Origin of the sequence: Alteromonas sp. OM2203, assembly GCF_048517045.1 — a bacterium.
GTDB classification, from domain to species: Bacteria; Pseudomonadota; Gammaproteobacteria; order Enterobacterales; family Alteromonadaceae; genus Alteromonas; species Alteromonas gracilis.
Genome location: NZ_CP183209.1, coordinates 4,036,264 through 4,061,908, shown reverse-complemented (window position 1 = coordinate 4,061,908; position 25,645 = coordinate 4,036,264). Strand labels below are relative to the sequence as shown.

Here is a 25,645-nt window from a genome sequence, read left to right as displayed (position 1 = left end):
ATAAACCATCAAAATAGAAATAATTTAAGTAATAAAAAAGCGCCATAAAGGCGCTTTTTCAAACTCGATATCAGGCTTACTTTTTGCCCAATGCACCGAAACGCTTCTTGAAGCGATCAACACGACCACCAGTATCAACGTTACGTTGCTTACCAGTGTAGAATGGGTGACATGAAGAACATACGTCTAGGTTGATGTCTTTACCAAGCGTAGAACGAATATTCATTACGTTACCACATGAGCAAGTTGCTGTGATTTCTTCGTATTTAGGGTGGATATCTTGTTTCATTGGGTTACCTCACATAATAAGGCCGTATCGCTATACAACCCGAAGTCGCACACCATACGTTACTTAATTCAAATGATAAGTCGTTCAAAGAACAGCCTATCGCAAAAAGAGCGGCGCATGATAAAGGATGGGAGGGGCTTGATCAAGCGGTTTTTGACTAATTGCTAAACAAGGAAGCGACACAAGAAGGCCAAGCCAAAACATTCCTTTCATGCTTAACCGTAAAGTATGTTTAAATATTTGTCGTACAAGACTAAGGCAATACGGGCGAGTAATAAATTGTGCTGTGAGCAGCGCAAATTTCTGCAATGTTAGGCTTAGCAGATAGGCCTAGTCGTGTAAGTGATTTTAATATAAGTAGCCCATTATTAAGAGTTCGGTAAGCGCAGTGTGCGCTGTAAAAGTCATCAAATAAGGTAGAACGTTCGCAATGGCCTTTATCCAAGTTGCCGTGCCAGTGCCACTGCGCCAACTTTTCACATATACCCACGGCAGCGCACTAAGTGCGGGCGTGAGGGTGGTTGTACCTTTTGGTCCACGCAAATTAGTGGGTGTGGTCGTTGAAACACTGCAAAAACCTGAAAGTAAAATTGATAATGCCGATAAGCTAAAGGCCATCGAGTCGGTACTTGACGACAACTCTGTTATAGATGATGCGTTGCTGAAAATGGCCCAGTGGCTCTGGCAGTATTATCATCATGCGCCGGGTGAAGTTTTACACGCCATGTTGCCTGTTTTACTGCGCAAAGGTGAGTCGGCGGCCCCTACACCGCAAGATATGCTAATGCTTACCGAAGAAGGTAAGCAAACGGCTGCAGACACGTTATCGCGGGCTCCTAAACAACAAGGCTGTTTTACGGCTCTGGCTGGTGGTGCCTTATTAGCCTCGCAGGCGCGCAAGCAGTATGGAGCACCTGCAGTCAAAGCGCTCGTCGAAAAGTCTCTGGCAAGTATCGAAGAAGTGGCACCTGAATTGAAGTCAGGCAGTTGGCTTGCCTCTTTATCACTGTCTGAAAAACCAATTCCAGACACTGAGCAGTCAGTTGCTATTGCCGCGCTTAACCGTCAGCAAGGCAACTTCGCGGTGAGTTTGCTTGAAGGGGTTACCGGTAGCGGTAAAACAGAAGTGTATCTCCAGGCTATCGAGCCTTTGTTGCGTGCGGGTAAGCAGGTCCTTATTCTGGTGCCAGAAATCGGACTTACGCCGCAAACGGTGTCTCGTTTTGAAAAGCGGTTCGGTATAGCCGTGGGTGTTTTGCATTCTCAGCTTTCTGATAAAGAACGGCTGCACGTTTGGCAGCGGGCCAAGGCTGGCGAGCTCGGTATTGTCATAGGTACACGTTCGGCAATTTTTACTCCCCTAAACAACCCCGGCATGTTAATTGTAGACGAAGAGCATGATGAGTCATTCAAGCAGCAAGATGGCTTGCGTTATCACGCGCGGGATCTTGCTGCTATGCGCGCCAAGCAGCACAACATTCCACTTCTATTAGGTAGCGCCACTCCGGCACTTGAAACGCTAAACAATGCATTAACTGGTCGCTATGCACACTTACAGTTGACCAAGCGTGCTGGCGGCGCGAGAAGTACGCACCAGCACGTTTTAGATGCTCGTGATCAGCCGATTCATTATGGTATTTCGCAAGGCCTGTTGACCATTATGCGTCAACATATCAGTGCAGGTAATCAGGTATTAGTATTTGTAAACCGTAGAGGCTATGCGCCAGCGCTGCTATGTCATCACTGTGGTGAAACCGTAATGTGCAAGCGTTGTGAGCGCCCTTATACCGTTCACAAATCACAAAACCGGCTACAATGTCACCATTGTGGTGGTATGCGTTCGATGCCGTCGAACTGCGAGGCGTGTCACCATCCTGAGCTTGTAACAGCTGGAACTGGAACGGAGCAGGTTGAGCAAGGCCTTTCAAACCTATTTCCTGGCGTTAAACAAGTGCGCATAGATAGCGACACCGTGCGGGGAAAAGACAAGCTTCACCAAACCCTTGATGCAATAAACCGACAAGAGTATCAGCTACTGGTTGGCACTCAGATTTTATCAAAAGGTCATCATTTTCCGCATGTAACATTAGTCGCGGTTTTAGACTGCGATGGCGCCTTGTTTAGTGCTGATTTTAGAGCGCCAGAAAAGCTTGCTCAGCTTGTTACGCAGCTTGCGGGAAGGGCAGGACGCGCTAGCAAACCGGGGGAGATGTGGCTGCAAACCCTAAATCCTCACCATCCGCTGTTACAAGACTTGGTGCACAATGGCTACGGGCATTTTGCTAGACATGCACTAATGGAGCGAAAAGCGGCAGGGCTTCCACCCTTTACAAGTCAATTCGTTATTCGTGCCGAAGCCAGCGACAGCAGTTTGGCCTATCACTTCTTGAGAGAATGCAAACAGGTATTCAATCAACAACACGCCGTTGAAATAAACGGTCCGTTTCCCTGTTTGATTGAAAAGCGGCAAGGCCGATTTCGGTTTATGCTGGTATGCAGCCATGAAAAGCGAGCGCCCCTTCATAACGCGCTACGTTTGGCACTGCCATTTCTACAGGCGTTGCCACAGGCAATGAAGGTAAGGTGGTCAATAGATATAGATCCTACCGATTTCAGTTAGCTTGTTGAGTAGCAATACGTTAAAATTTCTACTCAGTGGAAGGTGTGATAAACACTTTTCTTTGCCAAATTTGAACCTTAGTCAAATTTGAATTACGACGTTTCCTTACGAATACGAACAACGATAACAAGTAGGAATATTGCCGACTATGGCCCAACGCGATTATGTCTCTCGTGGACGCTCTACCCAAAAAAAGAAGTCTTCAGCAAAGGGACGAAAACCTGCTGGAAACGCTCAGGTAAACGGAGCGGTAGCCGCAAAGCTCCCCATTATTCGAATTGTAGGTGTGTTTGCCCTTGTGATTGGCTTCGGTGTTTTTTTATGGTCAATCAAAGATAACGTTGAAGAAGATGTAGATACACAAGTATCGCGCCCCATTGCACCAACGGAAGAGTCATTGCCTGAATTGCCCGAAGAAGAGTGGGAATACATAAAAACTCTGCCAGGGTATGAAGTTGAAGTAGAAGTAAAAGAGCAGGAAAAATCCGATAAGCGTTATTTAATGCAGTGCGCCTCGTTTAGAACACGTGCTCAGGCTGAAGAGATGAAAGCTAAAATTGCGTTCCAAGGTTTAGAAGCTTTGATTAAACAAAGCTCTGGCAGCAACGGCGAATGGTTTCGCGTTATTTTAGGCCCTTACGAGTCGAAAAGAGATGCGGAAAAAGCGAAGCACAGTCTGCGTAAAGTGAACATAGCGACTTGCCAAATTTGGTACTGGAATTTATAGCATTTCATATTAGGTAACATGTAATACGTAGCATAAAGCGCAGAAATAGGGTGTATGTAAGGAATGCATTTACAAGGAAGTTCAAATGAGTATTGCCACTAATGAGCAACCCGACTACGCGGCTTATAGCATAGAAGAGCTTGAGGACGTTCTAGAAAATATCGATAAGGAGGCCTTTCCAGAGCGCTACCAGGCAGCGAAGAAACAGCTCGCTTCAAAGCGAGCAATGTTGCCGTCTGAGGATGATACGGATAGCGTCCATCAAGATGAGCATTTCACTCGACCTAAATGGTCTGAACTACACCTGATAACACGCATCTCAAACGTTACCTTTTTGGTACTTATTGGCGCAATGTTCATAACAGTTTTTAATGATTTTCTAGTGATTAATGCATGGCTAGACAATTCAACATGGGCCATTCTACTGCTCATTGTTGTTTATAGTGCCCTCTTTTACTTCTCTATCTATATCGATCAGCGACACGCGCAATTCGTGACTAAAGATTTCCGCGGCAAAATAACAGTTTTCGGTATGCCGTTTCTGGTATTTTTCTTAAGCTCGAGTTTTGTTGATACGGCATTGCCCTACACCCTGCATTTAGCGTCCCATAAACAAGAGGTAGAGCGAAAAATAGCTTATAAGAAAGGAAGCGGTTCTAAACACTGTCGACATTCGCTGTTGCTACAAGAGAGCGTAACCTTTTCCGATGGTCGCTTATGCTTAAGTCAAGATGAGCATAAACGTTTACCAAATGAAGGGTGGGTTTATGTAGAGGGCCATGAAAGTGGTTTTGGTTTTGAAATCGAAGAGTATCGATTTCGCTAAATTTCAATCATGATTGCCTGTACATCAATAACTTCAAACACAATTAGTCCGAGCACAATCAGGTTAACCACAATCGTTATCCAATAAACACTCATAAATGCCGATTTGCTGCGCTTGTGTTTAAACAATTGCTGAGCTATCAATGCGCCAGGCCAGCCTCCTACTAAGCTCAATAAGTGCAGCTTTGCCTCTGAAATTCGCCACATGTTGTTTTTTGCCGCAAATTTGTCAATACCGTAAAAGAGCACGGTAACTAAGCTCAACGCTCCATAAACAATCGATACTACAACAGGTAACTGACCCCACAATGTTAGCAAGGCAATTACACTGCAAAATATGCTTGATAGAATAACGTTTCGCTTTGTGTGTGAGGTATGCTTATTAGCGCTAGAGCGTTTTGCTTTGTAATCTTTCAGCAAACTAATGTTGTGAGCGCGGTGGCTACCTTTCTTATCTTTCTCTATTTCATAAATGATGATATCGCCATTGATGGGGCGCCTGGAACATTGTTTAAATGCCTTTATGTGAGCAAACGCTCTTATACCACCGCCGTTAGGCTCGACGAAACCAAAACCTTTAACATCATCCCACTGCTTAATTCTTCCCTGATACTTCATAACCCTTCCTTTACTGCTATTCGTGTCGCTACTACAACTTCATTTTACTGCTTGGACATTTCTTCAAATAACCACAGGCAAAACTGATGAGAGTATGTATGCAATAAATAGCGCATTCAATAGATAACCTTTGCACTAAGCCCCTAGCGCAGAAAGCTTTGAGCGCACATTATTCACTCTTACCCTTGAAATTAACACGCCTCCCCCCACTTATTTGTTATTGAATTATTACGCTGCTGCCTTAGTGAGGCAAAAAGCTACACATATAATGCAGTAGCGCCCAGCTAAACGGGGAATTAACGTGACAACGATTGTATCTGTACGACGTGGGAATCAAGTGGTAATGGCCGGTGACGGACAGGTATCACTGGGCAACACCGTGATGAAAGGTAATGCGCGCAAGGTGCGCCGTTTATACCACGACAAAATTTTAGCGGGCTTTGCGGGTGGTACAGCCGACGCATTTACGCTATTTGAGCGCTTTGAGGCTAAGCTTGAAGCCCACCAAGGCCATTTAACCAAAGCGGCGGTAGAGCTTGCCAAAGATTGGCGGACTGATAGGGCGCTGCGCAAGTTAGAAGCCTTGCTTGCCGTAGCAGATGAAACTGCATCATTTATTATTACCGGTAACGGCGATGTCGTGCAGCCAGAACAAGATCTTATTGCGATTGGCTCTGGTGGTAACTACGCGCAAGCTGCGGCTACGGCACTACTTGAAAACACTGAACTGAGCGCCAAAGAAATTGCTGAAAAGGCGCTGACCATTGCTGGCGATATTTGCGTATTCACTAATCATAGCCAAACGGTTGATGTACTGGATTACTAAGTAATAGCGTAACGCTGTTATCAGCTCGCTGCCACAGCTTTGAAACTGGTAAAGCGAGTACTTGTTAGATAAGGGTTTATTCATGTCTGAAATGACACCAAGAGAAATTGTTCACGAGTTAGACCGTCATATTATCGGTCAGCAAGATGCCAAGCGCGCAGTGTCTATTGCACTTCGAAACCGCTGGCGTCGTATGCAGCTTGAACCAGAGCTGCGTCAAGAAGTCACGCCAAAAAACATTTTAATGATTGGTCCTACGGGGGTAGGTAAAACTGAGATTGCTCGCCGTTTAGCAAAGCTAGCAAACGCGCCTTTTATCAAAGTTGAAGCAACAAAGTTCACTGAAGTGGGCTATGTAGGTAAAGAAGTTGAAACCATCATTCGTGATCTTGCCGACATCGCGGTAAAGATGACGAAAGAAAACGAAATGAAAAAGGTGAAATTCCGTGCAGAAGAAGCTGCGGAAGAGCGAATTTTAGATGTTTTATTGCCTCCACCAGAAGATGCGTGGGGCAATAAAGAAAACGTTGAAGATCGCGGTACACGTCAGGCATTTCGCAAGAAGCTTCGTCAGGGCGACCTAGACGACAAAGAAATTGAAATCGATGTGGCACTTCCGCAGGTGGGCGTAGAAATTATGGCGCCTCCAGGCATGGAGGAAATGACCAACCAGCTTCAAGGCATGTTCCAAAACTTGTCCGGTTCGCAGAAGAAAAAGAAGAAGCTGAAAATTAAGGAAGCTTTCAAGCTGCTTATTGAGGAAGAGGCGGCGCGCCTTGTCAACCAAGAAGACTTGAAAGAAAAGGCCATTGAGTCGGTAGAGCAGCATGGCATTGTGTTTATCGACGAAATTGACAAAATTTGTAAGCGCGAAGGTAACTCGTCTGCAGACGTATCTCGCGAAGGCGTTCAGCGTGACTTACTCCCACTTGTGGAAGGTTCAACGGTATCAACTAAGCACGGCATGGTGAAAACTGACCATATCTTGTTTATTACCTCGGGCGCTTTCCAAATGAGCAAGCCGTCAGATCTTATTCCTGAACTTCAGGGCCGTTTGCCTATTCGCGTTGAGCTTTCTGCCCTTAAAGTCGGTGACTTTAAACGCATTCTTACTGAGCCAAATGCGTCGTTAACGCACCAGTACATTGCGCTAATGAAAACCGAAGGGGTTGATATCAGCTTCGATGATTCGGGTATTCAGCGTATTGCCGAAGCAGCGTGGCAGGTGAATGAGCGCACTGAAAATATTGGTGCCCGCCGTTTGCACACGGTGCTTGAACGCCTTATGGAAGACATCTCGTTTGACGCTTCTGAAAAGAGCGGTGAGTCATTCGTGATTGATGCAGATTACGTTAACAGCCACCTAGAAACCTTGGTGGATAACGAAGACCTGTCGCGCTTTATTTTGTAATGCAGTTTTGAGCTCGCAAACAGCTCAGCTAAAAAGCCTATCGGGTGTAACATGACCCAGTGAGCTTTTGAAAATAGAGTATTTAAGCCCAGAAATATGCTCTGGGCTTTTTATTTTTCATTTAAAAATCTTGTCTTCATATTGCTATATAACATTTTAATGTTGCCCTCCTGCAAAATTTTTCGGCATACCAACTTCTATAAGCCTCAATTGAAAACGACCTGGCGTGTAAAACCTCTTGTTAAATTTTTGTTGATCAGACTTTACATAAATAGTATAACCTAAAAAGACAACGTTGTTTATTTGAAATTACACCACTTCAACAATCAAGGCGCGATATGAAAAATTACACATTGCATCCATTAACACGTCAGCTAAGGACGGCTATAAAGCCTACTCCACTTTTACTGATGCTAATGGCAACGTCGTTACAAGCTCAAGAGGCTGGGTCTGATGATTCGGAATTGCCAGAGGAAGTAGAAGTAATAGAGATTTCTTACGGTTATAGCGCCGTCGAGAAGAAAGATTTAACTGGGGCAATAGCCACAGTGGACATCGAAGACGTGATTGATTTGCCTGCCGGCAACATTATGCAAAATCTTCAGGGAAGAGTACCTGGTTTACAAATCACCACCACAGGTAATCCAAGTTCGACAGCAACCGTGAGGATCCGCGGTCAGGGACTAGGACCTCTTGGCAACAATGACCCGCTTTACATTATCGATGGAATTCCAACAAAGTCTGGTCTACACGAAATTAATAGCAACGATATTGCCGATGTACAGGTGTTACGTGATGCGGCCGCTGCAAGTATTTATGGGGCTCGCTCTGGAAACGGTGTAATTGTTGTGACCACAAAGAAAGGTCACGATGGCCTGGACTTTAACTTCCGATACAACCAGAGTATTGAAGATTATGACTATGACCTACAGCCACTCAACACGTTAGAGCGTGGTGCCGTAGTGTGGCAGGCGGCAGTCAATGACGGGTCAAACCCTAATTCAGCGAGCCCGCTTTATACATTTGACTGGAATCAAAATTTTCAAAATCCCGAATTATATTCGGTCATTCTGCCTACCTTTACTGATCCAGAAGGTGTTCAACGCCCCGCCGATACTAGATGGTTTGATGAAGTTACAAGAACCTCTAAAGTCTCTGATGTGAATTTCTCGGTGGCAGGCGGCAATGACGTTTCCAAGTTCTATACATCACTGGGCTATTTTGAGGCCGAGGGTATCGTAGATGGTTCCAAGTTCGAGCGATTAGCTTTCAGAGTCAATTCTGAACATGTCGTTGTTGAAGATAAATTAAAAGTCGGTCAGACATTTTTGATCACTGATCAGCAAGCTAACCTTATCAATGACCTAGCGGGCCAGATACTAGGACTATCAATTGAGCAGCAGTCAATCGTTCCCGTTTACAACGATGTAGGAGGCTGGGGTGGGCCGGTGCCTGGAATTACTGACAGAGACAATCCGGTTCGAATAATCGAGCAAAATCGTGATAACGGTCATACCTACAATAAACTCATGGCGAACTTTTTTGTTGAGTACACACCGATTGAAAACTTAACGCTTAGGGGAAATGTAGGGGTTGATTACAGTCAGTTTTATTTTAGAAATTTCACTCGTGCGTTTACCGCTGGCTCACTAAGCGGTGCAGACAGATTAACGGTTGAAGACAACTGGAATCAAAGCATCATTACTGGCGCTACAGCCACTTACAAACTCGTACTTGATGACCTGCACAAGTTCAATTTCTTAGCCGGGGTTGAGCAAATTAATTATGAGCGTGAATTATCTCGCGGCATTGGGTCAGGCTTCGCTTCGGATGACCGTTCTTTCGCTTATCTGTCACAGGCTACGTCGGATGTAAGAGTAGAAGGCGAAGGAGACAACTGGTCTCTCGATTCTCAGTTCGCACGCGTGGACTACAACTATGACAACCGTTACTTGTCCTCATTCACCATTCGCCGAGATGGGTCGTCTAGATTTGGTGATGCTAATGAGTATGGTAATTTTCCAGCAGCGTCATTGGGCTGGGTTGTCAGCAACGAAGACTTTTTCGATATTGATTTTATCGACACCTTAAAGTTCAGGGGAAGCTGGGGGGAAACCGGTAATCAGGAAATTCCTACTGATGCGACGGTTACAACCTATATACCCCGTTATGCGACCCAGTCACTTTTCACAAACCAGCAAGATGAGGGCACGGCATACGACATTACCGGCGCAAATGGCGGCACATTACCATCCGGCTTTGTTCGGGCGCAAACTGGCAACTCTGATCTGAAATGGGAAACATCAACCCAGGTTAACTTCGGCTTAGATTTCGAATTGTTTGAGAGAACGGTCTATGGAAGCGTAGATTGGTTTAAAAAAGAAACCCGCGACATTCTTACTCTCACTCAACCAATTGCAACGCTTGGCGAAGGGGCACAAAAGTGGGTCAATGGCGGCACCATTGAAAATGCTGGTGTTGAATTGGTGCTTGGATATGAAAAGTGGATAGATACAGGCTTGCTGGAAGACGAGTTGCTTGTAGATATCAACTTCAATATATCTTCTGCTGAAAACACCGTTACAGCCTTGCCTGAAGATGTCGTGAATTCCTTTGGGGGAAATGGACAAGATAAAACAATCTTGGGGCGTTCAATTAACTCAGTTTATGGGTATGTAGCAGATGGTATATTCCAAAATCAAGACGAAGTGAATGAACATGCTACACAATCGGGCGCAGCGCCGGGTCGAATCCGTTGGCAAGATTTAGATGGTAATGGCGTTATTGATGAGAACGACCAAGACTTCTTTGCAGACACGGATCCAGATTTTATCTATGGAATGAACTTCACGTTTAAATATAGAGACTGGGACTTCAACATGTTCTGGCAGGGAGTTAAAGGAGGACAGATAAGGAACAACTGGCGACTATTCACCGATTTTACTTCCTTAAACATTGGCTCAAATTATGGTGCACGAACGCTTGATGCCTGGACTCCTCAAAATACAGACAGCGATGTCCCTGCTCTTACCCTGATTGATAACAATGGGGAGGGCCGTCAGTCTAGCTTTTTCTGGGAGGAAGGCACTTACCTGAAACTTCGCAATATCAGCGTTGGCTACACGCCTACATTAGATTTCATCGAACGCTTAGGCCTTAACGATGCTCGCATTTATTTGCAGGCTCAGAATCTTTTGACTATCACGCCTGATGGCACATTGAGTGAAGATCCTGAAACTCCTAATGAAGTTTTTCCTGTACCCCGCCGCGTTACTCTCGGGCTGGAATTCTCTTTTTAAGCTAACAGGATAATGGATAAAGACACATGAATTATATAAGCAAACTTTTGACAACAAGCTTGATTGCGCTTTCAGTCGTATCTTGCGGAGGAAGCGATGAATTGGACAGTGAACCACAAGCAGTGCTCACTGAAGACCAGGTAGCAACGACTGAGAATATAGATGCTTTGGTTATCGCCACGTACTCCTATCTTGGCAATGATCACTATACAGCACCTAATTATCTGTGGCCGACAGGCAACCTGCGTGCTGGTGATGCGCACAAAGGTGGAAACGGTCCTTCGGATATCTTCGCCTACCACGCACTTTCAATGTACGAGCCCTTAGTGCCGGATATGGAGTCATTCCCACCTGATTTGATCGATCTCAATAACAAGAAATGGACCCGTAACTATACCGGTATTTCGAGAGCTAACGCAGCACTTAAGGTTATTGCAGAGACGCCTTCTGGTGAATTACCAGGTGCCGATGAAAAAGCGGCAGAGTTACGTTTTTTAAGAGCTATCTTTTATTTCGATTTGAAAATCCATCACAAGCATATCCCTTGGATTGATGAAACAATGACTCAAGAGGAAGTATTAGCGACGACGAACCGTGATCTCACAGACCAGCAGTTATGGGACAAGATCGCAGCAGATTTTCGTTTTGCCGCGAACAGCCTGCCAGATGTTCAGCAGGATGTCGGCCGGGCGTCCGCACTGTCAGCCAAAGCCTATTTAGCTAAAACCCTTTTGTATCAGGCGTACGAGCAAGACGAATTGCACAATGTGGTGAGTATCAATCAGCAGAAACTCGAAGAAGTAGTCAGCTTGGTGGATAGTATTGAAGCCAGTGGACAGTATGGTCTTTACGACGATTATGCAGAGAATTTTCTTATCGAATTTGAGAATGGAAAGGAGTCTGTATTTGCTATTCAGCGTTCATTGAATGATGGCAGTCCTGACGGAAGAGGTTCGTGGTCTAGCGCGTTGAATGCGCCAATGTCAGGCGGTTTTGGTTGCTGTGGTTTCCACGTTCCAACAGAAAACTTCGTTAACGCGTTTAAGACCGATAACTCGGGTCTGCCCCGCTTCAACACATTCAATGACAGTGTGTATAACGTAAATAATGACCATGTTGACCCTCGGCTCGACCATACAGTGGCGATGGAAGGCAAGCCATTTAAGTACGACCCTAACCTTATTCATGGTGGCGACAGCTGGGCACGGGCACCAGGTATCTATGGCAATTACACTGGAATGAAAGACTTAGAACACCCTGAGTGTGACTGCCGGGGTGAGAACGGTCCTTTCCCAATATTCTCTCTCAATACCGTATTAGTACGCTATGCCGATGTATTGTTGTGGAAAGCAGAAGCGCTGATAGAGCTTGACCGCTGGGAAGAAGCAACCCCGATTATCAATCGTCTTAGAGAGCGGGCCGCAGCCAGCACGGCGAGATTAAACGATGCGAGCTTATACCGTATTGGCACTTACGACACATTTTCCAGCAAAGCAGAAGCAAGGCAGGCACTGCGCTGGGAAAGGCGCGTTGAGTTAGGGCTAGAAGGTCATCGATTTTTCGATTTGGTTCGCTGGGGCGTAGCTAAAGAGACCATTGATGAATACCTCACTACCGAGCGCGGCAGAAAGCCCTACTTGGAAGACGCTGCATTTACAAAAAATAAGCATGAATACCTCCCAATCCCTAATCAGCAGATTAATTTGAGTGGCGGAATTTATATACAGAATCCGGGCTATTAAGCCCGGTATTCCTAAAGTGGTTAAGAGGTAAAAATATACATCATGAACAAAATAGTTTACTGGTCACTCACTGTTGCAATAGCCGGATTTTTATTTGGCTTCGACACCGCAGTGATATCTGGAGCAGACCAATCCATTCAAGCACTTTGGGACACTACGCCCCTTTTCCATGGGTTGTTCGTCATGTCTTCTGCACTGTGGGGAACGGTGATTGGCGCGTTAATGGGGAACTGGCCCTGCGATAGGCTTGGGCGCAAAAAGACGTTAGTCCTTATTGGCATCCTCTATTTACTCTCTGCTATAGGTTCAGCACTCGCTCAGGATCCGTATACCTTTGCCATTCTTCGGTTTATCGGAGGCTTAGGAGTAGGGGTATCTTCAATCGCTGTACCCGCTTACATTTCTGAAATTGCACCAGCCAAAATCAGGGGGCGGCTAGTCGCAACCTACCAATTTCAAATAGTATTTGGGATCCTCATCGCTTTTCTTTCAAATTATTTGCTCTCGGGCGTTATTGTTGATGACTGGCGAGTGATGCTAGGAGTTGAAGCCGTGCCAGCATTGATCTACTTCCTAATGGTACTGAAAGCACCGGAGAGTCCTCGCTGGTTGTTGCTGCATCGCGATGACGAAGCCCGTGCTCGAGAGGTCTTTTTATCGCTACAGAGTGAAGGTGTCGAACAAACTATCAGCGCGATAAAAGCTGATAAGGCAGGGCGTAAAAGAGAGTCTTTATTTAAACCTGAGTTTCGACTTCCGGTGATGCTTGCCTTTTTACTTGCTGCATTTAACCAACTATCAGGTATTAACTTTATCATCTATTACGCACCACGCGTGTTTGATATGGCGGGTTTAGATGGCAGCACCGCATTGCTTTCCACAGCGGGTGTCGGATTAGTCAATCTTGTATTTACGATGGTTGGATTAAGCCTGATAGATAGGCTTGGGCGAAAATCATTAATGTACATTGGCTCTATCGGTTACATCCTGTCTTTAGCAACCGTTTCATGGGTTTTCAATAGCCAGGTTAGCGGCACCATTGTGGTTGGCGCAGTGTTCGTATTCATCGCGTCTCATGCGGTTGGGCAGGGCGCCGTTATCTGGGTTTTTATTGCAGAAATTTTCCCCAATTCCGTGCGCTCTAAAGGACAGTCATTGGGAAGCGGTACACATTGGGTTTTTGCTGCGCTGATCGCGCTTTTAATGCCTCAGGTATTAGCCGCCTTTTCTGCCAGCCAGGTCTTCGCGTTCTTCACATTTGCTATGTTCTTACAGCTTATTTTTGTTCGATTCATGATGCCAGAAACGAAAGGGAAAACGCTTGAGGATGTGTCTGCAGCGTTATCAAAATAGAGGCATTTTAAATATGAAAACACTATTAGGTCTTATTATTTCTTCAGCTCTTGTTGGATGTTCCATGAATCAAATTAGTCCACTTCCCGAGGACTCGACTCTTATGGTCGAGGCCGCTCGCAACGAAGCTTTTCGTCCCCAGATCCATTTCTCACCGAAAGAAAAGTGGATGAATGATCCCAACGGTATGTTTTATCTCGATGGCGAGTATCATCTATTCTTTCAGCATAATCCCGATGCCTCCATCTGGGGTCCTATGCATTGGGGGCACGCTGTGAGTAAGGACCTCATGCATTGGGAGGAGTTACCAATAGCGCTTTACCCTGATGAGCTTGGCACCATTTTCTCTGGAAGTGCAGTCGTCGATGTCGAGAACACCAGTGGCTTGGGAAGCAAAGCTAATCCCCCTATTGTAGCGTTGTATACCTATCACAATGCGTCAATGGAGAAACAGGGAAGAATTGACTTTCAAACCCAAGCGCTTGCTTACAGTTTAGATAAGGGGAGAACATGGGAAAAGTATTCTAATAACCCTGTTATTGACAACCCGGGCATAAAAGATTTTCGCGACCCGAAGGTCATGTGGCATGAACCGTCAGGAAAGTGGGTGATGGTGCTAGCACAAAAAGATCATATTGGTTTTTACAGTTCAGATAACCTGATTGACTGGTCGTTAGAAAGCACATTTGGTGAAGATATAGGCAGCCATGGCGGTGTGTGGGAGTGCCCGGAACTGCTGCTATTGCCTGTCGAAGGAACTGATGAATCTAGATATGTATTGTTGGTAAGTATATCGCCAGGCGGCCCAAATGGAGGCTCGGCAACCCAATACTTTGTTGGTGATTTTGACGGCAAAAAATTCGTATTAGATGCTAAGTGGCAAAGCGAGCTCTCACCTACTGTGGCTAATTTTCCAAAAGGCACGGTTTTCGATAATTTTGAAGATGGAGCTGACAAGTGGACGCAAGAAGGGAATGCCTTTGCTGATGCACCCACTATGGGGGGACATGCCAACCAGCCGCCCCCCTCTGGTTACTCTGGTGATTATCTTGTAAACAGTTTTGCAGATGAAGATCGTGCGCAAGGAACACTGACGTCGGAAACGTTCACCATCTTTGAACCTTATATCAACTTTAAAATTGGTGGCGGCCATCATCCAGACCGGGTTGGCGTTCAACTCGTGGTGGAAGGCAATATAGTAAAATCTGAAACAGGCCTTAACCGAGAAATGCTCCATTATGCGAGCTGGGATGTTAGTCAGTGGCAAGGTAAATCTGCATTTTTGAGAATTATCGATAACGAGTCCGAAAGCTGGGGACACACTTACATTGACGATATTGTGTTTGCGAGCGAGCCTGCAACAAATCGAATAGAGCCCGCTATTTGGCTGGATCACGGTACAGACAATTATGCAGGGGTAACTTTTTTTAAATCGCCAGAAAGCGATGAAGCACGTCATATCTTCATGGGCTGGATGAGCAATTGGTTATACGCTAATGATGTACCAACGGAAATGTGGCGTAGTGCGATGACATTGCCTCGCACGCTGCATCTCGTTAAAACTAGCAAAGGACTTCGTGTCCGTAGTCAGTTGGTAGACGAAGTGGATAAATTGGTTGAAGCTTCTACTGAGTCGTCACTGCTGGTGGCAGGAAAAGCAATGAGCCTCTCTTCTCTAGATAACACTGGCAGGGAATCGGCGCTTCGCTATTCTTTTGAAGTTCAGGGAAATTCGCCTTCACCCCTTTTGATTCGACTTGAAAACCAAAGCGGTGAATTTGTTGATATTGAAATAGATCATCAACAATCGAAGGTGTTACTAAACCGAAGTAATTCTGGAGAAACATCATTTAGTGAGCATTTTGGAAAAGTGCAGAAGGCAGAGTTAGCAACAACAAGCGACTCCTACAACGTTACAATAATTGTCGACCGGTCATCATTGGAACTATTCATTAACGATGGCACTACCACAATGACAGCACTGGTATTTCCTAAGTCTGTTTACGAAACGCTGCGAGTAGGACCTGATAGTCAATCATTGCATCAAGTATCTATTGAGCGCTTAGGCTCTGTGTGGTCTTCTAATTAGGTAAAACGCCTAGGGAATTATTATGAAGTGGCAGTCAAACTCAGCATACTGGTCATCCGCGTTAACGTTTTTTGCGTTTTTCCTGACCTGGTCGTTTTGCTATTCGCTCTTTCCGTTATGGCTAAACCAAACCCTTGGGTTAACCGGAAGGGAGACGGGCGTCGTCTTTGCGATCAATGCAATGGCTGCCTTATTCATAATGCCAGTTTATGGTGTGCTGCAGGACAAGTTGGGAACCGGCAAGCAGCTATTGTTTATGTTAGGTATCCTCATGGCTGGTGTGGGTCCTTTCTTTATCTTTGTCTATCAGCCGTTGCTCGCGTCTTTCTTTTATCTTGGTGCTGTAGTGGGCGCTGTGTATAGTGCGTTATCGTTTGGTGCCGCGGTTGGAACGCTTGAAGCGTTTATTGAAAGGCTTGGTCGGCAACATAATGTTGAGTTTGGTAAAGCCCGATTATGGGGGTCGCTAGGCTGGGCAAGCGCGACGTTCATTGCTGGAGGTCTTTTTAATGTTGACCCCAGGCTGAATTTTGCGCTAGCAAGCATCAGTGGACTGGCGTTTGTCATCTGTCTATTCTGGTTGCCTAAATCTGCGAGCACGGCGTCGTCTTCAAACAGTAACGTCAATTTAAGAGACGTATGGGCGCTCTTTGGGCAGAAGAAGTTTTGGCGCTTGAGTGTGTATGTGATGGGCGTATCCTGCCTGTATCAAATATACGATCAGCAATTCCCTATTTATTTTGCATCGTTATTTGCCTCGCCAGAGGAAGGAAACAGGTTCTACGGTTTTTTGAACTCACTCCAAGTATTCGTTGAAGCAGGGATGATGTTTGTTGCTCCTTATATTGTCAATCGAATAGGTCCAAAACAGGGTTTGCTGTTAAGTGGGGCCATCATGGCCATTCGAATGTTGGCTTCTGGTCTGGTTGCAGACCCTGTGTCCATTTCACTGGTAAAATTGCTACATGCATTAGAGCTTCCGATCTTATTAGTCGCGATTTTCAAGTACATTGTAGCGAATTTTGACGCAAGGTTATCGGCGACGATTTACCTCGTTAGCTTTCACGTATTCACTCAGGTAGTGACAACCCTTCTCTCATCGCCAGTTGGGGAGCTATACGACACACTGGGATTCGCAGATGCTTACTTGCTCCTTGGCAGTGCGGTCACGATTAACCTTGTCGTTTCTTTTTGGCTTCTGGAAAATGCTAAGCCTGAAACGTTAGTAACGGTTAAAACGACTGACGGCTGACAAGAGAAAAACGCGCGGTTTCGCGCGTCTTGTCTGTTCTTTCTGTAAGCAGGTAATTAAATGCCCACTTACCCATTTCGTAATGAGGAAGTGCCATGGTTGTTAGCCCTGGTTGTAAAAGAGAAGGGATGATATCCCAGTCATCGAAGCTGCCTATTCCAATGTCTTTACCAACCTGAAGGCCAAGAGATTGAACCACAAAGTAGACTTCCACGGCCATTGGGTCCTGACCACAGAGAATTGCGTCAGGTTTAAAATCTTTAATTAATTCCGCTGCGCGCTGACGGGTAATAGAGCGTTCTTCACCCTCGTTACCAATAATAACGGATTCGATTACAAGATTGTCTGAGCTTTGTTTGGCGTCAGCAAACGCCTGCTCAACCCCTTTTTTACGAAGCTTGGCAGCAATAATATTTTCGTTTAGGTTCAAAAAAGCAATACGCTTGTAGCCTTTGCTCAGCATGTTCGCTGTAATTTCCCGCGCGGCTTCTTGTTCGTCGGGTACAATAGAGGGAAATTTACCATCGCTGTCGTAGCAATTAGCTAGCACGGTGGGAACTTCTGAAAACTGAGACGGTAGCCGAACTTCTCGATGGTACATCGCCGCATAAATAATGCCTTCTGCTCGGTGCTCAAAAAGATGGTTTACGGCCCCTTCAACACTGTACTTATTCACGTTTACGTTGAGTACCATCAGCTCTTTATTGTGCTGCCAGGCAAGATCCTGTGCCCCCCTAATAAGATCAAAAGTGTAAGGTACTCTTAGTAGCTCATCTGCAATAAAGCCTACAACGCCAGATTTCTTACGACGGGTCATTTGTGCTGCGCGATTGGGACGATATCCGAGTTCTTCGATTGCCTTAAGCACCTTCTCCCTATTCTTGGGTTTAACTGTAGGGTCGTTATTCACTACCCTAGAAACAGTTTTGAATGCGACGCCTGCATGTGCAGCTACGTCTTTAATCGTCACCATAGCAGATTATTCCCAAAAAATTTGTCATCAATATCAATGTGCTAACGCTTATCACTTTTATCACACTTTTGAATAAACTGGTAATAGCCGAGACGATTTTTATCAACCTCATAAAAATGTAAAAAAAATGTTGAGTTAATGTGCAGCTGACATTAATATCGTAAAGACAACGTTGTTTATTTGTATGGAAACCCAAAAAGAATGTCAAAGAACAGCCGTACGAATTTGACATAACCAATTAAAAGTAAACGGACATAGCCTTACAGGGGGCTATGGAGGAAAACCATGAAAATATTAAAACCCACTAACAGAGGGTGGAAATTATCAGGACTCATTTTAGTGGTAAGTGCATCTCTTTCAGCATGCTCCGATAGTGATACTGATAAAAATGAGGTTGAGGCAGAGCTAATTATTTTACAGGAAGGGCAGAGCCCCTCTGATGTCATTGGCGGTGGGAATCCTCCCGAAGAGCAAGAGCCTGATGAAGATATCGTTATCACAGACAACCCAGAGACTTCCGGTCAACCTCTTTTTAACAACCCCGAAAATAGTCAACAGGTGCTCTCGGGCTTTGAATTCTGTTGTGGCCAGTATAATACATACGCTGAACACGGATTTGAAACCGTGACCGGCGACTTCGACAAATTAGACGGAGGCTGGTGGGGAGCCGATGTCGCAGGCGTGATCGGAGAACGGGTTTTCTCAAGCTTTGGCGATGGATTCGATAGTAGTGACGAGGCACTGGGTTGGATAGGATTTAGTGCAGTCGGCACGATGGATAGTCCATCCTTTGAAATATCCGAACGATTTATAAACTTTCTTGTTGGTGGTGGCGCAAATGGTGTGTCTGAATCTAACACCACGGCGGTAGCGCTGGTTGTTGATGACGAAATAGTGTTACAGGCTAGCGGTGACGATACAGCTATGAGTATGAGATGGGTCAGCTGGGATGTGACCGATTATCTTGGTATGACCGCGAAAATTCGTTTTATCGATCACCACCCAGATGATAAATCTGACACTGCTTTACCTTATTTATTGGCTGATGAGTTTCGTATCTCAGATGAAGCGGCCGCCCTTCCAGAAGCAAGCAGTCAGTTGTTAACGTCGGTAAATATTTCTGTCGAACCAGAGGTGGAGGGAGTCTCTGCATTTAGACGTGTTTCAGATCCTGGCCAGAATATCGCTGGGTTCGAGTTCTGCTGTGGTCAATTTAACACCTACGCAAATCACGATTTCTTGGCTACGGGCGACATGGTCAAGCTTGATGGTGGCTGGTGGGCTGCTGATATTGTCAACCATCAGGGCGAGCGAATCTTTTCCAGCCGCGGAGATGGTTTTTCAGCAGACGGCACCGGACTTGGCTGGATTGGCGATGAAGCTACCGGCACGTTAAGCACGCCTCCTTTTGAAATCAGCCATAAATTTTTAAACTTTTTAGTAGGTGGCGGTACCAACGACTTTCGCACTGATAACGCAACGGCAGTGGTGTTACGAGTTAATGGCAAAATCGTGCGTCAGGGCGTAGGAAATGGACTAGAGTCGCAGCTTGACTGGTACACGTGGGATGTGAGTGCACTGCAAGGGCAGACCGCTGTACTGGAGATTATTGACCAGCACGAAGGAGAAGATGATGGAAGTCTCGCCTTCATCATGCTCGATGAGGTCAGGCTTGCCGATTTTGCGGCAGTAGAGCCAAACAAACTCGATTTGGTGAGTATGCCAGAAGGTCATGATGTGTCTTTACCTTTGGTAATGGCCGACCCAAATCCGTATTTCCGTGATGGTGAATTCTACATTTATTATTTAATAGACACCGCATTTCATGATTGGTATCTCACTAAAACGAGCGACCTTCAGCAGGCTAGCTTTCCCCAGCGGGTGCTTGAAGCTACTGGAGATACCAATACGCAAGACCAGTGGACGGGCTCAGGCAGTGTTGTAGAAGATGCAGAGGGTCAGACGCATATTTTCTTTACGGGCCATAATGCTGACTTCAATCCAGTGGAAGCAACAATGCATGCCGTGGCGACAGACAACACGCTTACAAACTTTACTAAAATCCCAGAGGATACCTTTACGGGAAGTAATGGATATAGCGATTTTGACTTCCGTGACCCCAAAGTATTCTGGAATGAGGAAACCAATAACTACTGGATGCTTATTACCACGCGCTTTGAAGGGCAAGCGGCAATTGGCTTGTATACTTCTGACAATCTTGTAACTTGGGCAGCGCAAGCCCCCCTGTTTATGATGAATACGCCACTTAACCTTGAAGTGCCGGATTGGATTGATTTTGGCGACAATCAGTTCATGGTGTTTTCAGATCAGAATGACGGCGAAAGGGATATCAAGTATTTGCATCAGACGAGTGCTGGGTGGGAGCTGGCAAACTATGCGTCGCTTGATGGCAAGTTTTATTATGCTGGCCGCACAGCATCTTCAGAAGAAGCGACGCTTATGTTCGGCTGGATACCTCATAAAATTACCAGAACTAATGCCGGTGTGGGAACGTTTGGCGGCGACTTGGCGATTCATCAATTACATCAAACCTCTTCTGGTGAGTTAGGTGTGATGATTCCGCACTCTTACAAAACGGAGTTTGCACAGCCTATCTCTACCGATATACAGCAACAGGAGGGCTCGGTATCAGGTGTTGCTCCGATTTCATTGATGTCATCCTCTGCTTTTACGTTGGACACATTGGGCGAAAAAAATCGCCTGTCGATGACGGTAAGAAGTGAAGCATCAGGCGGTAGATTTGGACTTTACTTCCCCTCTCAAGGAGAAGGTGAGCAGGTGGCCAGACTTGAATTTGACACCAACAGCAATAAAGCATCATTTTATTTTGGTGACACACCTCCAACGGGTGGTGCGAGCGTAACTCCTACTCCAGCCATTGAAGGTGAGTCGCTTTTCGTCAGAGCAGAGGATCCTGAACAAAATATAGCGGGGTTTGAATTTTGCTGCGGACAGCACGGGACATTGTCTGGGCATGAATTCACAAACGTCACTGGCGATTTCGTGAAGCTGGATGGCGGCTGGTGGGGCGGTGATGTCGCTAACAACGTGGGTGAAAGGGTATTTTCAAGCTTTGGTGACGGTTTTGAGGAAGACGGAACTGCCCTTGGCTGGATTGGCTTTGGGGCAACCGGAAGCGCAGACTCCCCGTCTTTTGAAATTACCAAACCCTACATAAACTTCTTAATTGGCGGTGGTTCCAACCCGTTTGACAGCGCTAATGCAACCGCCGTTGTCTTGTTGGTAAACGGAGAAGTAGTGCGTAGCCAGTCAGGTGTTGATGCTGAAAAAACGGCGGATGATAAGTTTCGAATGGAATGGGCAACCTGGGATGTCAGTGATCTTATAGGACAGACCGCCGTTATCAGATTGATAGATCAACATTCAGATGACGGTACAGATACAGCGCTACCTTATCTTTTGGCCGACCAGTTTAGAGCTGCTGATTTACCTGCGGTCAGTGACGGTGAAGAAGTAAGTTCCGGAAGTCTAGATGCGCAAGTCGCAGTACCTATGGACCTTACCTCTAACGTTAAACTTGATGTGTGGTTAGACCCAGAAGCAGGGCTTGGAACGGTTTACATCAACGATTTCAGGGCGCTCAGCTTCAGACTATACGACCTTGATCAAAGGCCGATAGGGGTTTATACACGAGAGCACAATATTTCAATAGTTGATCTTCAGAGATTCACAAAGAATCCGTAAATATAAGCCATGAGCAGATCACAGAGATGTGGTCTGCTACATTGATGAGGAGCTCATCTTAACTTTGTATCTGACAAAAGTTCTATAAGCCTGCTCGTAATATCCAAGCCAGTATCGTTTTCTACTTTCAAAAAATAAGGGCTGGGGTTGGCTTCTAAAAAAAAGTACTTTCCTTTCGCACTTTTGCGCCAGTCTATCGCGCACCAGTGCATACCTAATGCTTTGCATATTTTGACAGCTAACTGCTGAATGTCGTTGGGGATTATGGTCACCGATACACTGGCATTATCGTCGTTCCTGTAATCTAATTCACTAGAGTCAATTTGTACGCTGAGCACGTCATTGCCCAGCACATAGCTTCGTATATTTACGCCGGCAATGTATTTTTGAAAGGTAACAGGGCGTTCACTGAGTAAGGTGTTAAGTAAGGGCCGCATATTGGGTTGTTTATTCACGAATTGTGCAGTTCTTCCGCCGCGCACAGGCTTATAGATAACCTCGCGCATATTATTGCAAAACTGCGTGGCGACTTCAGGCGCATTGCCTACAAAGGTGTAGGGAATATGTGCACCTAGTTTGCCAGCAATACGCGATTGATAAGGTTTGCACTGGTGGCTTCGGACAGCGTCGATAGGGTTGACCCACTTAATGTCAGCATAACTGAACCAGCAAAGCAAAGTGCTGGCGCGCTCCTGCTCGGTCCAGCCGTAATGCTCAGCCGCGCGAGCGCGTTTATCTTGTACTTTGCCATCTAAAGTTGCATCTTTGACCCCCTTGTCTGGTAACTCGCCCGGCAGGTATTCATGCCAGTAGGCAGCCTTGGTATTTGAAAAGGTCACTCTAGGCTGGTCACATAGCGACGATGAACTGAAATGAATTAATCCGTCATCAAAATCGGGGTCGTAACTGATGGTCCAGGTCGTGCCAAAATAACGTGTATTGGCAATATAAAAAGGTATATCACGTTGACGTAAGGCCTGTGCGATATGCTGAATTTGGGGGTCTTGTTCACTTCCTAATAATGCGACGTGCATCCGTGCTCCTTGCTCGAGGAAAACTTTAAATTACGGGTAATAAAAACAACACATGCATGCACATACCGCTGAAGGCATACATATGTTGTTAAAGCATGCTAAGTGGGATTAAGACAATATATCCGGAAGTTCGCCGCCGCCCTCTCCAATAGCCAATGTGATATATACAGGCTCTTTAGGTTCGGGAACGATCGCTGGTGGGTTTTCAATCAATCGTGCCCGCAAGCCTCCGGATACCTCAAAAAGTTGGGCTTCTGCAAGTTGCACAGGGTGACCGGCTGTAGGTTGTTTATGACTTAGTTGATGTTGATGGTTTTTCATAGTGTACGCTCCTTGTAGTGGCGTGTTGAGTAACAAGACAATGTCACTTAAAGTGACGTTGCCTCTTGGTAAAGCGTTCTAAAGCACCCTGCAATGAGCGCAGAACGATTTGATATATTGAGCTTTTTATAAATATTGGCGCAGTGAAACTTTACTGTCCTTTCACTGATGAATAACTCTGAGGCGATGACTTTGTTAGAGCAGCCTTCCATAATTTTGTGTGCAACTTGTAACTCCCGTTTAGATAAGCAATCAATTGGGATCACGCTGCCATAGGCGGTAATACCACTTGCATCTATCTGCAAACGTTCAGCGGCTGTCATCAACACCGCAGGTTCTCTTATTTCATGGTCTTTCATTAGATTTCTCCGTGTTTACCTGATATTGCGCTCCAGATACTTCTGCGGGAGAGCAGGGATATAAGATGCCGTCTGCCAGACGATAAACTTTGTCTGCCATGGCGATAGACTGTGGACGATGAGCCACAATGATTCGTGTCATATTTAAAGATTTGAGGTGATGATTGATTTGCGCTTCGTTAGCCATGTCCAAATGGCTACTAGCTTCATCTAAAAACAGTATGTCAGGGTTCTGATAAAGGGCTCTGGCAAGAAGCAGTCGCTGCTTTTGGCCGCCGCTTAAACTGCTACCCATATCGCCCACGAGTGAGTGATATTGCATGGGCATTTTCATAATTTCTTCGTGTATGCAGGCAAGGTGTGCAGCATGAACCATTTTCTTAAAGTCAGCCGCTTGCTCAAAACAGCAGATGTTTTGTGCAATTGTACCGCTTAAGCAAGTGTCTTCTTGTAACACCGAAGCGATGACTGGGCGTTTGACGTTAGCAAAATTCACGCTACCTTCTGATAAAGGATACAGCCCCATTAAACACTTTAAGAGCGTACTTTTTCCGCAGCCGCTATCGCCAATAATGGCAACGATGTCGCCACATTCGACTAAAAGGTTGATATGCCTGAATACCCATTCATTCGACGCGCTATAGCGATACCCTAACGAGTTGGCATTAAGCGCTATGGTGTTAGATGGTGTGCTTGATGAGAGCGCATGGGTATAACTAAACGAACTAATAGTATTTGCCGCCAGAGTATTTGGCTTTGCCTGAGCAGGTGTTAACAAGATATCGCTGAGACGAGTAAAGTGAACGCCGAGCATATTTAGCTCAATCACTTTATTGACTACGCCGTCCAGCGCATTCACGAAGCGGGTTTTATAAGCTATAAACGCGAGCAACATCCCGATTGAAAGCGTATTTTCCATTACCAGGCTTGCACCAACATACACAACCACTAGGTTCTCAGCGCCAAATAAAAGCTGATTTGAGAGTGTGCTGCCGATATTAATTTTGCCAAGGGTAATATCTTTATTTAACGTTGCTACTAGCTTGTTCTGCCAGTGTCCGTGGCGCTGCACTTCTTGTCCGTAGACCCGAATAGGCAGTATAGCCCTAACGCTTTCCATAAAATGACTTTGCTCTGATGCGGCCAGCGCAATACGTTCCGTGGTAAGTCGCTTAATTAGCGGCATTAGCCCTAGCCGAATACATAAATACACCAACATAATAGCGACGACGACAAGGGTAAGTTTTATCGAGTACAGCATCATTACGGCTAACGTGACCAGGGCCATGAGCCCATCTAGCAATGCGGTAACTACGCCAGTCGTTAAGAATTCTCTGATATTTGCTAGCGAGCCAAAACGTGAGACTACATCACCGATATGGCGCTTATCGAAATAATCTAGGGGAAGTGAAAGTAAGTGCTTAAATACCGACGCCGACATTTGAAGCTGAAGGCGAGAAGACACCGATAAAATAACCAGTTTTCGAACGCCGCTTGTAAAAGTTTCAATAATTAGAAGAAGAGCAAACCCAATAGCAAGGGCCTTTAACAGCGCTTCGTTGTTGTAAATCAGTACATCATCGACCACCGTTTGCATGTAATAAGGCGCGGCTAATGCAAATAGCTGCAACACAATGGATAGGGCGAATAAGGTGATCAGATTGCGCTTGAACCCTGTGGTGCGCGTAAAAAATTGAGAAAGCCCTAGGCGCGGCGAAGACGTTTTAGGTGAAAACGTGTCTGTAGGTGATACTTCAAGCGCAATACCTGTTATGCATTTGGATGCGTCATCAAATGTGAGCTTCCTCTCTCCGAGTGCTGGGTCATGAATAGTAATCACGTCACCTTTTACTTTGGTGAGTACAACGAAGTGATTCATATTCCAATGCAATATGGCGGGACAGGCTAGCTGCGCTAGGTGTTCCATTTCAATTTTAATGGCTCGGCTTTGAAACCCTAAGTCGCTTGCAACTCCCATAACATCCTTTAACGTACTGCCTCTAAGTGACACAGACATGGTGTGTCGCAGTGCGTTGAGATCTCGCTTATCGCCGTAATATTGAGTAATCATGGCCATACAAGCTAGTCCACACTCAGCCGCCTCGCTCTGCAAAATAACGGGAACGCGTCGCTTTGTGTGAAGCGAGGTTGAGACGAGATTCATGATAACGCTAGTCATCC

General features: G+C 45.6%; 18 protein-coding genes. 11 read left to right on the top strand and 7 right to left on the bottom strand.

The window, feature by feature from the left end:
* Positions 1 to 76: 76 nt before the first annotated feature.
* The gene (gene rpmE / locus ACM0P2_RS17790) at positions 77 to 289 is read right to left on the bottom strand and encodes a 50S ribosomal protein L31 (RefSeq protein WP_014950975.1); all 213 of its coding nucleotides are present in this window, start codon (positions 287 to 289) and stop codon (positions 77 to 79) included.
* Between the two features lie 430 nt (positions 290 to 719).
* Here rpmE and priA point away from each other — a divergent pair, with 430 nt between their 5' ends.
* The 3 genes from priA to ACM0P2_RS17775 all read left to right on the top strand — a co-directional run bounded on the left by priA (position 720) and on the right by ACM0P2_RS17775 (position 4,462).
* On the top strand, positions 720 to 2,909 hold the full coding sequence (priA, locus tag ACM0P2_RS17785) for a primosomal protein N' (RefSeq protein ID WP_419226931.1): 2,190 nt from the start codon (positions 720 to 722) through the stop codon (positions 2,907 to 2,909).
* A 148-nt stretch (positions 2,910 to 3,057) separates the two neighbouring features.
* Complete coding sequence (locus ACM0P2_RS17780; protein ID WP_159119341.1) at positions 3,058 to 3,636, top strand: SPOR domain-containing protein; 579 nt, start codon at positions 3,058 to 3,060, stop codon at positions 3,634 to 3,636.
* A gap of 85 nt (positions 3,637 to 3,721) precedes the next feature.
* Positions 3,722 to 4,462 carry a hypothetical protein gene (locus tag ACM0P2_RS17775; RefSeq protein WP_159119340.1) on the top strand — a complete coding sequence of 247 codons (741 nt, stop codon included), beginning with the start codon at positions 3,722 to 3,724 and terminating at the stop codon, positions 4,460 to 4,462.
* On the opposite strand, the gene ACM0P2_RS17770 is transcribed toward ACM0P2_RS17775, so the two are convergent.
* A complete protein-coding gene (locus tag ACM0P2_RS17770; protein ID WP_159119339.1) occupies positions 4,459 to 5,079 on the bottom strand; it encodes a DUF1294 domain-containing protein in 621 nt (206 codons plus the stop codon). The genes ACM0P2_RS17775 and ACM0P2_RS17770 overlap by 4 nt on opposite strands.
* Positions 5,080 to 5,380: 301 nt before the next feature.
* Here ACM0P2_RS17770 and hslV point away from each other — a divergent pair, with 301 nt between their 5' ends.
* The 7 genes from hslV to ACM0P2_RS17735 all read left to right on the top strand — a co-directional run bounded on the left by hslV (position 5,381) and on the right by ACM0P2_RS17735 (position 17,051).
* Complete coding sequence (hslV, locus tag ACM0P2_RS17765) at positions 5,381 to 5,905, top strand: ATP-dependent protease subunit HslV (protein WP_014950969.1); 525 nt, start codon at positions 5,381 to 5,383, stop codon at positions 5,903 to 5,905.
* An 82-nt stretch (positions 5,906 to 5,987) separates the two neighbouring features.
* Positions 5,988 to 7,316 carry an HslU--HslV peptidase ATPase subunit gene (hslU, locus tag ACM0P2_RS17760; RefSeq protein ID WP_159119338.1) on the top strand — a complete coding sequence of 443 codons (1,329 nt, stop codon included), beginning with the start codon at positions 5,988 to 5,990 and terminating at the stop codon, positions 7,314 to 7,316.
* A 338-nt stretch (positions 7,317 to 7,654) separates the two neighbouring features.
* Complete coding sequence (locus tag ACM0P2_RS17755) at positions 7,655 to 10,615, top strand: SusC/RagA family TonB-linked outer membrane protein (RefSeq protein WP_159119337.1); 2,961 nt, start codon at positions 7,655 to 7,657, stop codon at positions 10,613 to 10,615.
* Positions 10,616 to 10,641: 26 nt separating this feature from the next.
* Positions 10,642 to 12,357: a RagB/SusD family nutrient uptake outer membrane protein gene (locus tag ACM0P2_RS17750; protein WP_159119336.1), complete on the top strand. Its 1,716-nt coding sequence runs from the start codon at positions 10,642 to 10,644 to the stop codon at positions 12,355 to 12,357.
* Between the two features lie 42 nt (positions 12,358 to 12,399).
* Positions 12,400 to 13,710, top strand: coding sequence for a sugar porter family MFS transporter (locus ACM0P2_RS17745; RefSeq protein WP_419226930.1), 1,311 nt, complete (start codon positions 12,400 to 12,402; stop codon positions 13,708 to 13,710).
* Between the two features lie 13 nt (positions 13,711 to 13,723).
* On the top strand, positions 13,724 to 15,799 hold the full coding sequence (locus tag ACM0P2_RS17740) for a glycoside hydrolase family 32 protein (protein WP_308469240.1): 2,076 nt from the start codon (positions 13,724 to 13,726) through the stop codon (positions 15,797 to 15,799).
* A gap of 22 nt (positions 15,800 to 15,821) precedes the next feature.
* On the top strand, positions 15,822 to 17,051 hold the full coding sequence (locus ACM0P2_RS17735) for an oligosaccharide MFS transporter (RefSeq protein WP_173360573.1): 1,230 nt from the start codon (positions 15,822 to 15,824) through the stop codon (positions 17,049 to 17,051).
* Here the strand turns inward: ACM0P2_RS17735 and ACM0P2_RS17730 are convergent.
* Positions 17,032 to 18,024, bottom strand: a complete 993-nt coding sequence (locus tag ACM0P2_RS17730; protein ID WP_159119333.1) for a LacI family DNA-binding transcriptional regulator — start codon at positions 18,022 to 18,024, stop codon at positions 17,032 to 17,034. The two genes, ACM0P2_RS17735 and ACM0P2_RS17730, sit on opposite strands and share 20 nt — an antisense overlap.
* 285 nt (positions 18,025 to 18,309) lie before the next feature.
* Here ACM0P2_RS17730 and ACM0P2_RS17725 point away from each other — a divergent pair, with 285 nt between their 5' ends.
* Entirely contained in the window at positions 18,310 to 21,750 is a 3,441-nt protein-coding gene (locus ACM0P2_RS17725; RefSeq protein WP_419226929.1) for a hypothetical protein, read from the top strand.
* Positions 21,751 to 21,803: 53 nt separating this feature from the next.
* Here ACM0P2_RS17725 and ACM0P2_RS17720 read toward each other — a convergent pair whose 3' ends face one another.
* The 4 genes from ACM0P2_RS17720 to ACM0P2_RS17705 all read right to left on the bottom strand — a co-directional run bounded on the left by ACM0P2_RS17720 (position 21,804) and on the right by ACM0P2_RS17705 (position 25,643).
* On the bottom strand, positions 21,804 to 22,784 hold the full coding sequence (locus ACM0P2_RS17720; protein ID WP_159119331.1) for an ATP-grasp domain-containing protein: 981 nt from the start codon (positions 22,782 to 22,784) through the stop codon (positions 21,804 to 21,806).
* 108 nt (positions 22,785 to 22,892) lie between these two features.
* On the bottom strand, positions 22,893 to 23,105 hold the full coding sequence (locus ACM0P2_RS17715) for a hypothetical protein (RefSeq protein ID WP_159119330.1): 213 nt from the start codon (positions 23,103 to 23,105) through the stop codon (positions 22,893 to 22,895).
* A 47-nt stretch (positions 23,106 to 23,152) separates the two neighbouring features.
* Positions 23,153 to 23,464: a helix-turn-helix domain-containing protein gene (locus ACM0P2_RS17710; protein ID WP_105932204.1), complete on the bottom strand. Its 312-nt coding sequence runs from the start codon at positions 23,462 to 23,464 to the stop codon at positions 23,153 to 23,155.
* Positions 23,451 to 25,643, bottom strand: a complete 2,193-nt coding sequence (locus ACM0P2_RS17705; RefSeq protein ID WP_236547137.1) for a peptidase domain-containing ABC transporter — start codon at positions 25,641 to 25,643, stop codon at positions 23,451 to 23,453. Before ACM0P2_RS17705 ends, ACM0P2_RS17710 begins: the two co-directional genes overlap by 14 nt.
* Between the last annotated feature and the right edge of the window lie 2 nt (positions 25,644 to 25,645).

Bases quoted from the DNA above. Each gene is read 5' to 3' on its own strand.
- rpmE (WP_014950975.1), bottom strand. From the start codon at position 289: ATGAAACAAGATATCCACCCTAAATACGAAGAAATCACAGCAACTTGC.
- priA (WP_419226931.1), top strand. From the start codon at position 720: ATGGCCTTTATCCAAGTTGCCGTGCCAGTGCCACTGCGCCAACTTTTC.
- ACM0P2_RS17780 (WP_159119341.1), top strand. From the start codon at position 3,058: ATGGCCCAACGCGATTATGTCTCTCGTGGACGCTCTACCCAAAAAAAG.
- ACM0P2_RS17775 (WP_159119340.1), top strand. From the start codon at position 3,722: ATGAGTATTGCCACTAATGAGCAACCCGACTACGCGGCTTATAGCATA.
- ACM0P2_RS17770 (WP_159119339.1), bottom strand. From the start codon at position 5,079: ATGAAGTATCAGGGAAGAATTAAGCAGTGGGATGATGTTAAAGGTTTT.
- hslU (WP_159119338.1), top strand. From the start codon at position 5,988: ATGTCTGAAATGACACCAAGAGAAATTGTTCACGAGTTAGACCGTCAT.
- ACM0P2_RS17755 (WP_159119337.1), top strand. From the start codon at position 7,655: ATGAAAAATTACACATTGCATCCATTAACACGTCAGCTAAGGACGGCT.
- ACM0P2_RS17750 (WP_159119336.1), top strand. From the start codon at position 10,642: ATGAATTATATAAGCAAACTTTTGACAACAAGCTTGATTGCGCTTTCA.
- ACM0P2_RS17745 (WP_419226930.1), top strand. From the start codon at position 12,400: ATGAACAAAATAGTTTACTGGTCACTCACTGTTGCAATAGCCGGATTT.
- ACM0P2_RS17740 (WP_308469240.1), top strand. From the start codon at position 13,724: ATGAAAACACTATTAGGTCTTATTATTTCTTCAGCTCTTGTTGGATGT.
- ACM0P2_RS17735 (WP_173360573.1), top strand. From the start codon at position 15,822: ATGAAGTGGCAGTCAAACTCAGCATACTGGTCATCCGCGTTAACGTTT.
- ACM0P2_RS17730 (WP_159119333.1), bottom strand. From the start codon at position 18,024: ATGGTGACGATTAAAGACGTAGCTGCACATGCAGGCGTCGCATTCAAA.
- ACM0P2_RS17725 (WP_419226929.1), top strand. From the start codon at position 18,310: ATGAAAATATTAAAACCCACTAACAGAGGGTGGAAATTATCAGGACTC.
- ACM0P2_RS17720 (WP_159119331.1), bottom strand. From the start codon at position 22,784: ATGCACGTCGCATTATTAGGAAGTGAACAAGACCCCCAAATTCAGCAT.
- ACM0P2_RS17715 (WP_159119330.1), bottom strand. From the start codon at position 23,105: ATGAAAAACCATCAACATCAACTAAGTCATAAACAACCTACAGCCGGT.
- ACM0P2_RS17710 (WP_105932204.1), bottom strand. From the start codon at position 23,464: ATGAAAGACCATGAAATAAGAGAACCTGCGGTGTTGATGACAGCCGCT.
- ACM0P2_RS17705 (WP_236547137.1), bottom strand. From the start codon at position 25,643: ATGACTAGCGTTATCATGAATCTCGTCTCAACCTCGCTTCACACAAAG.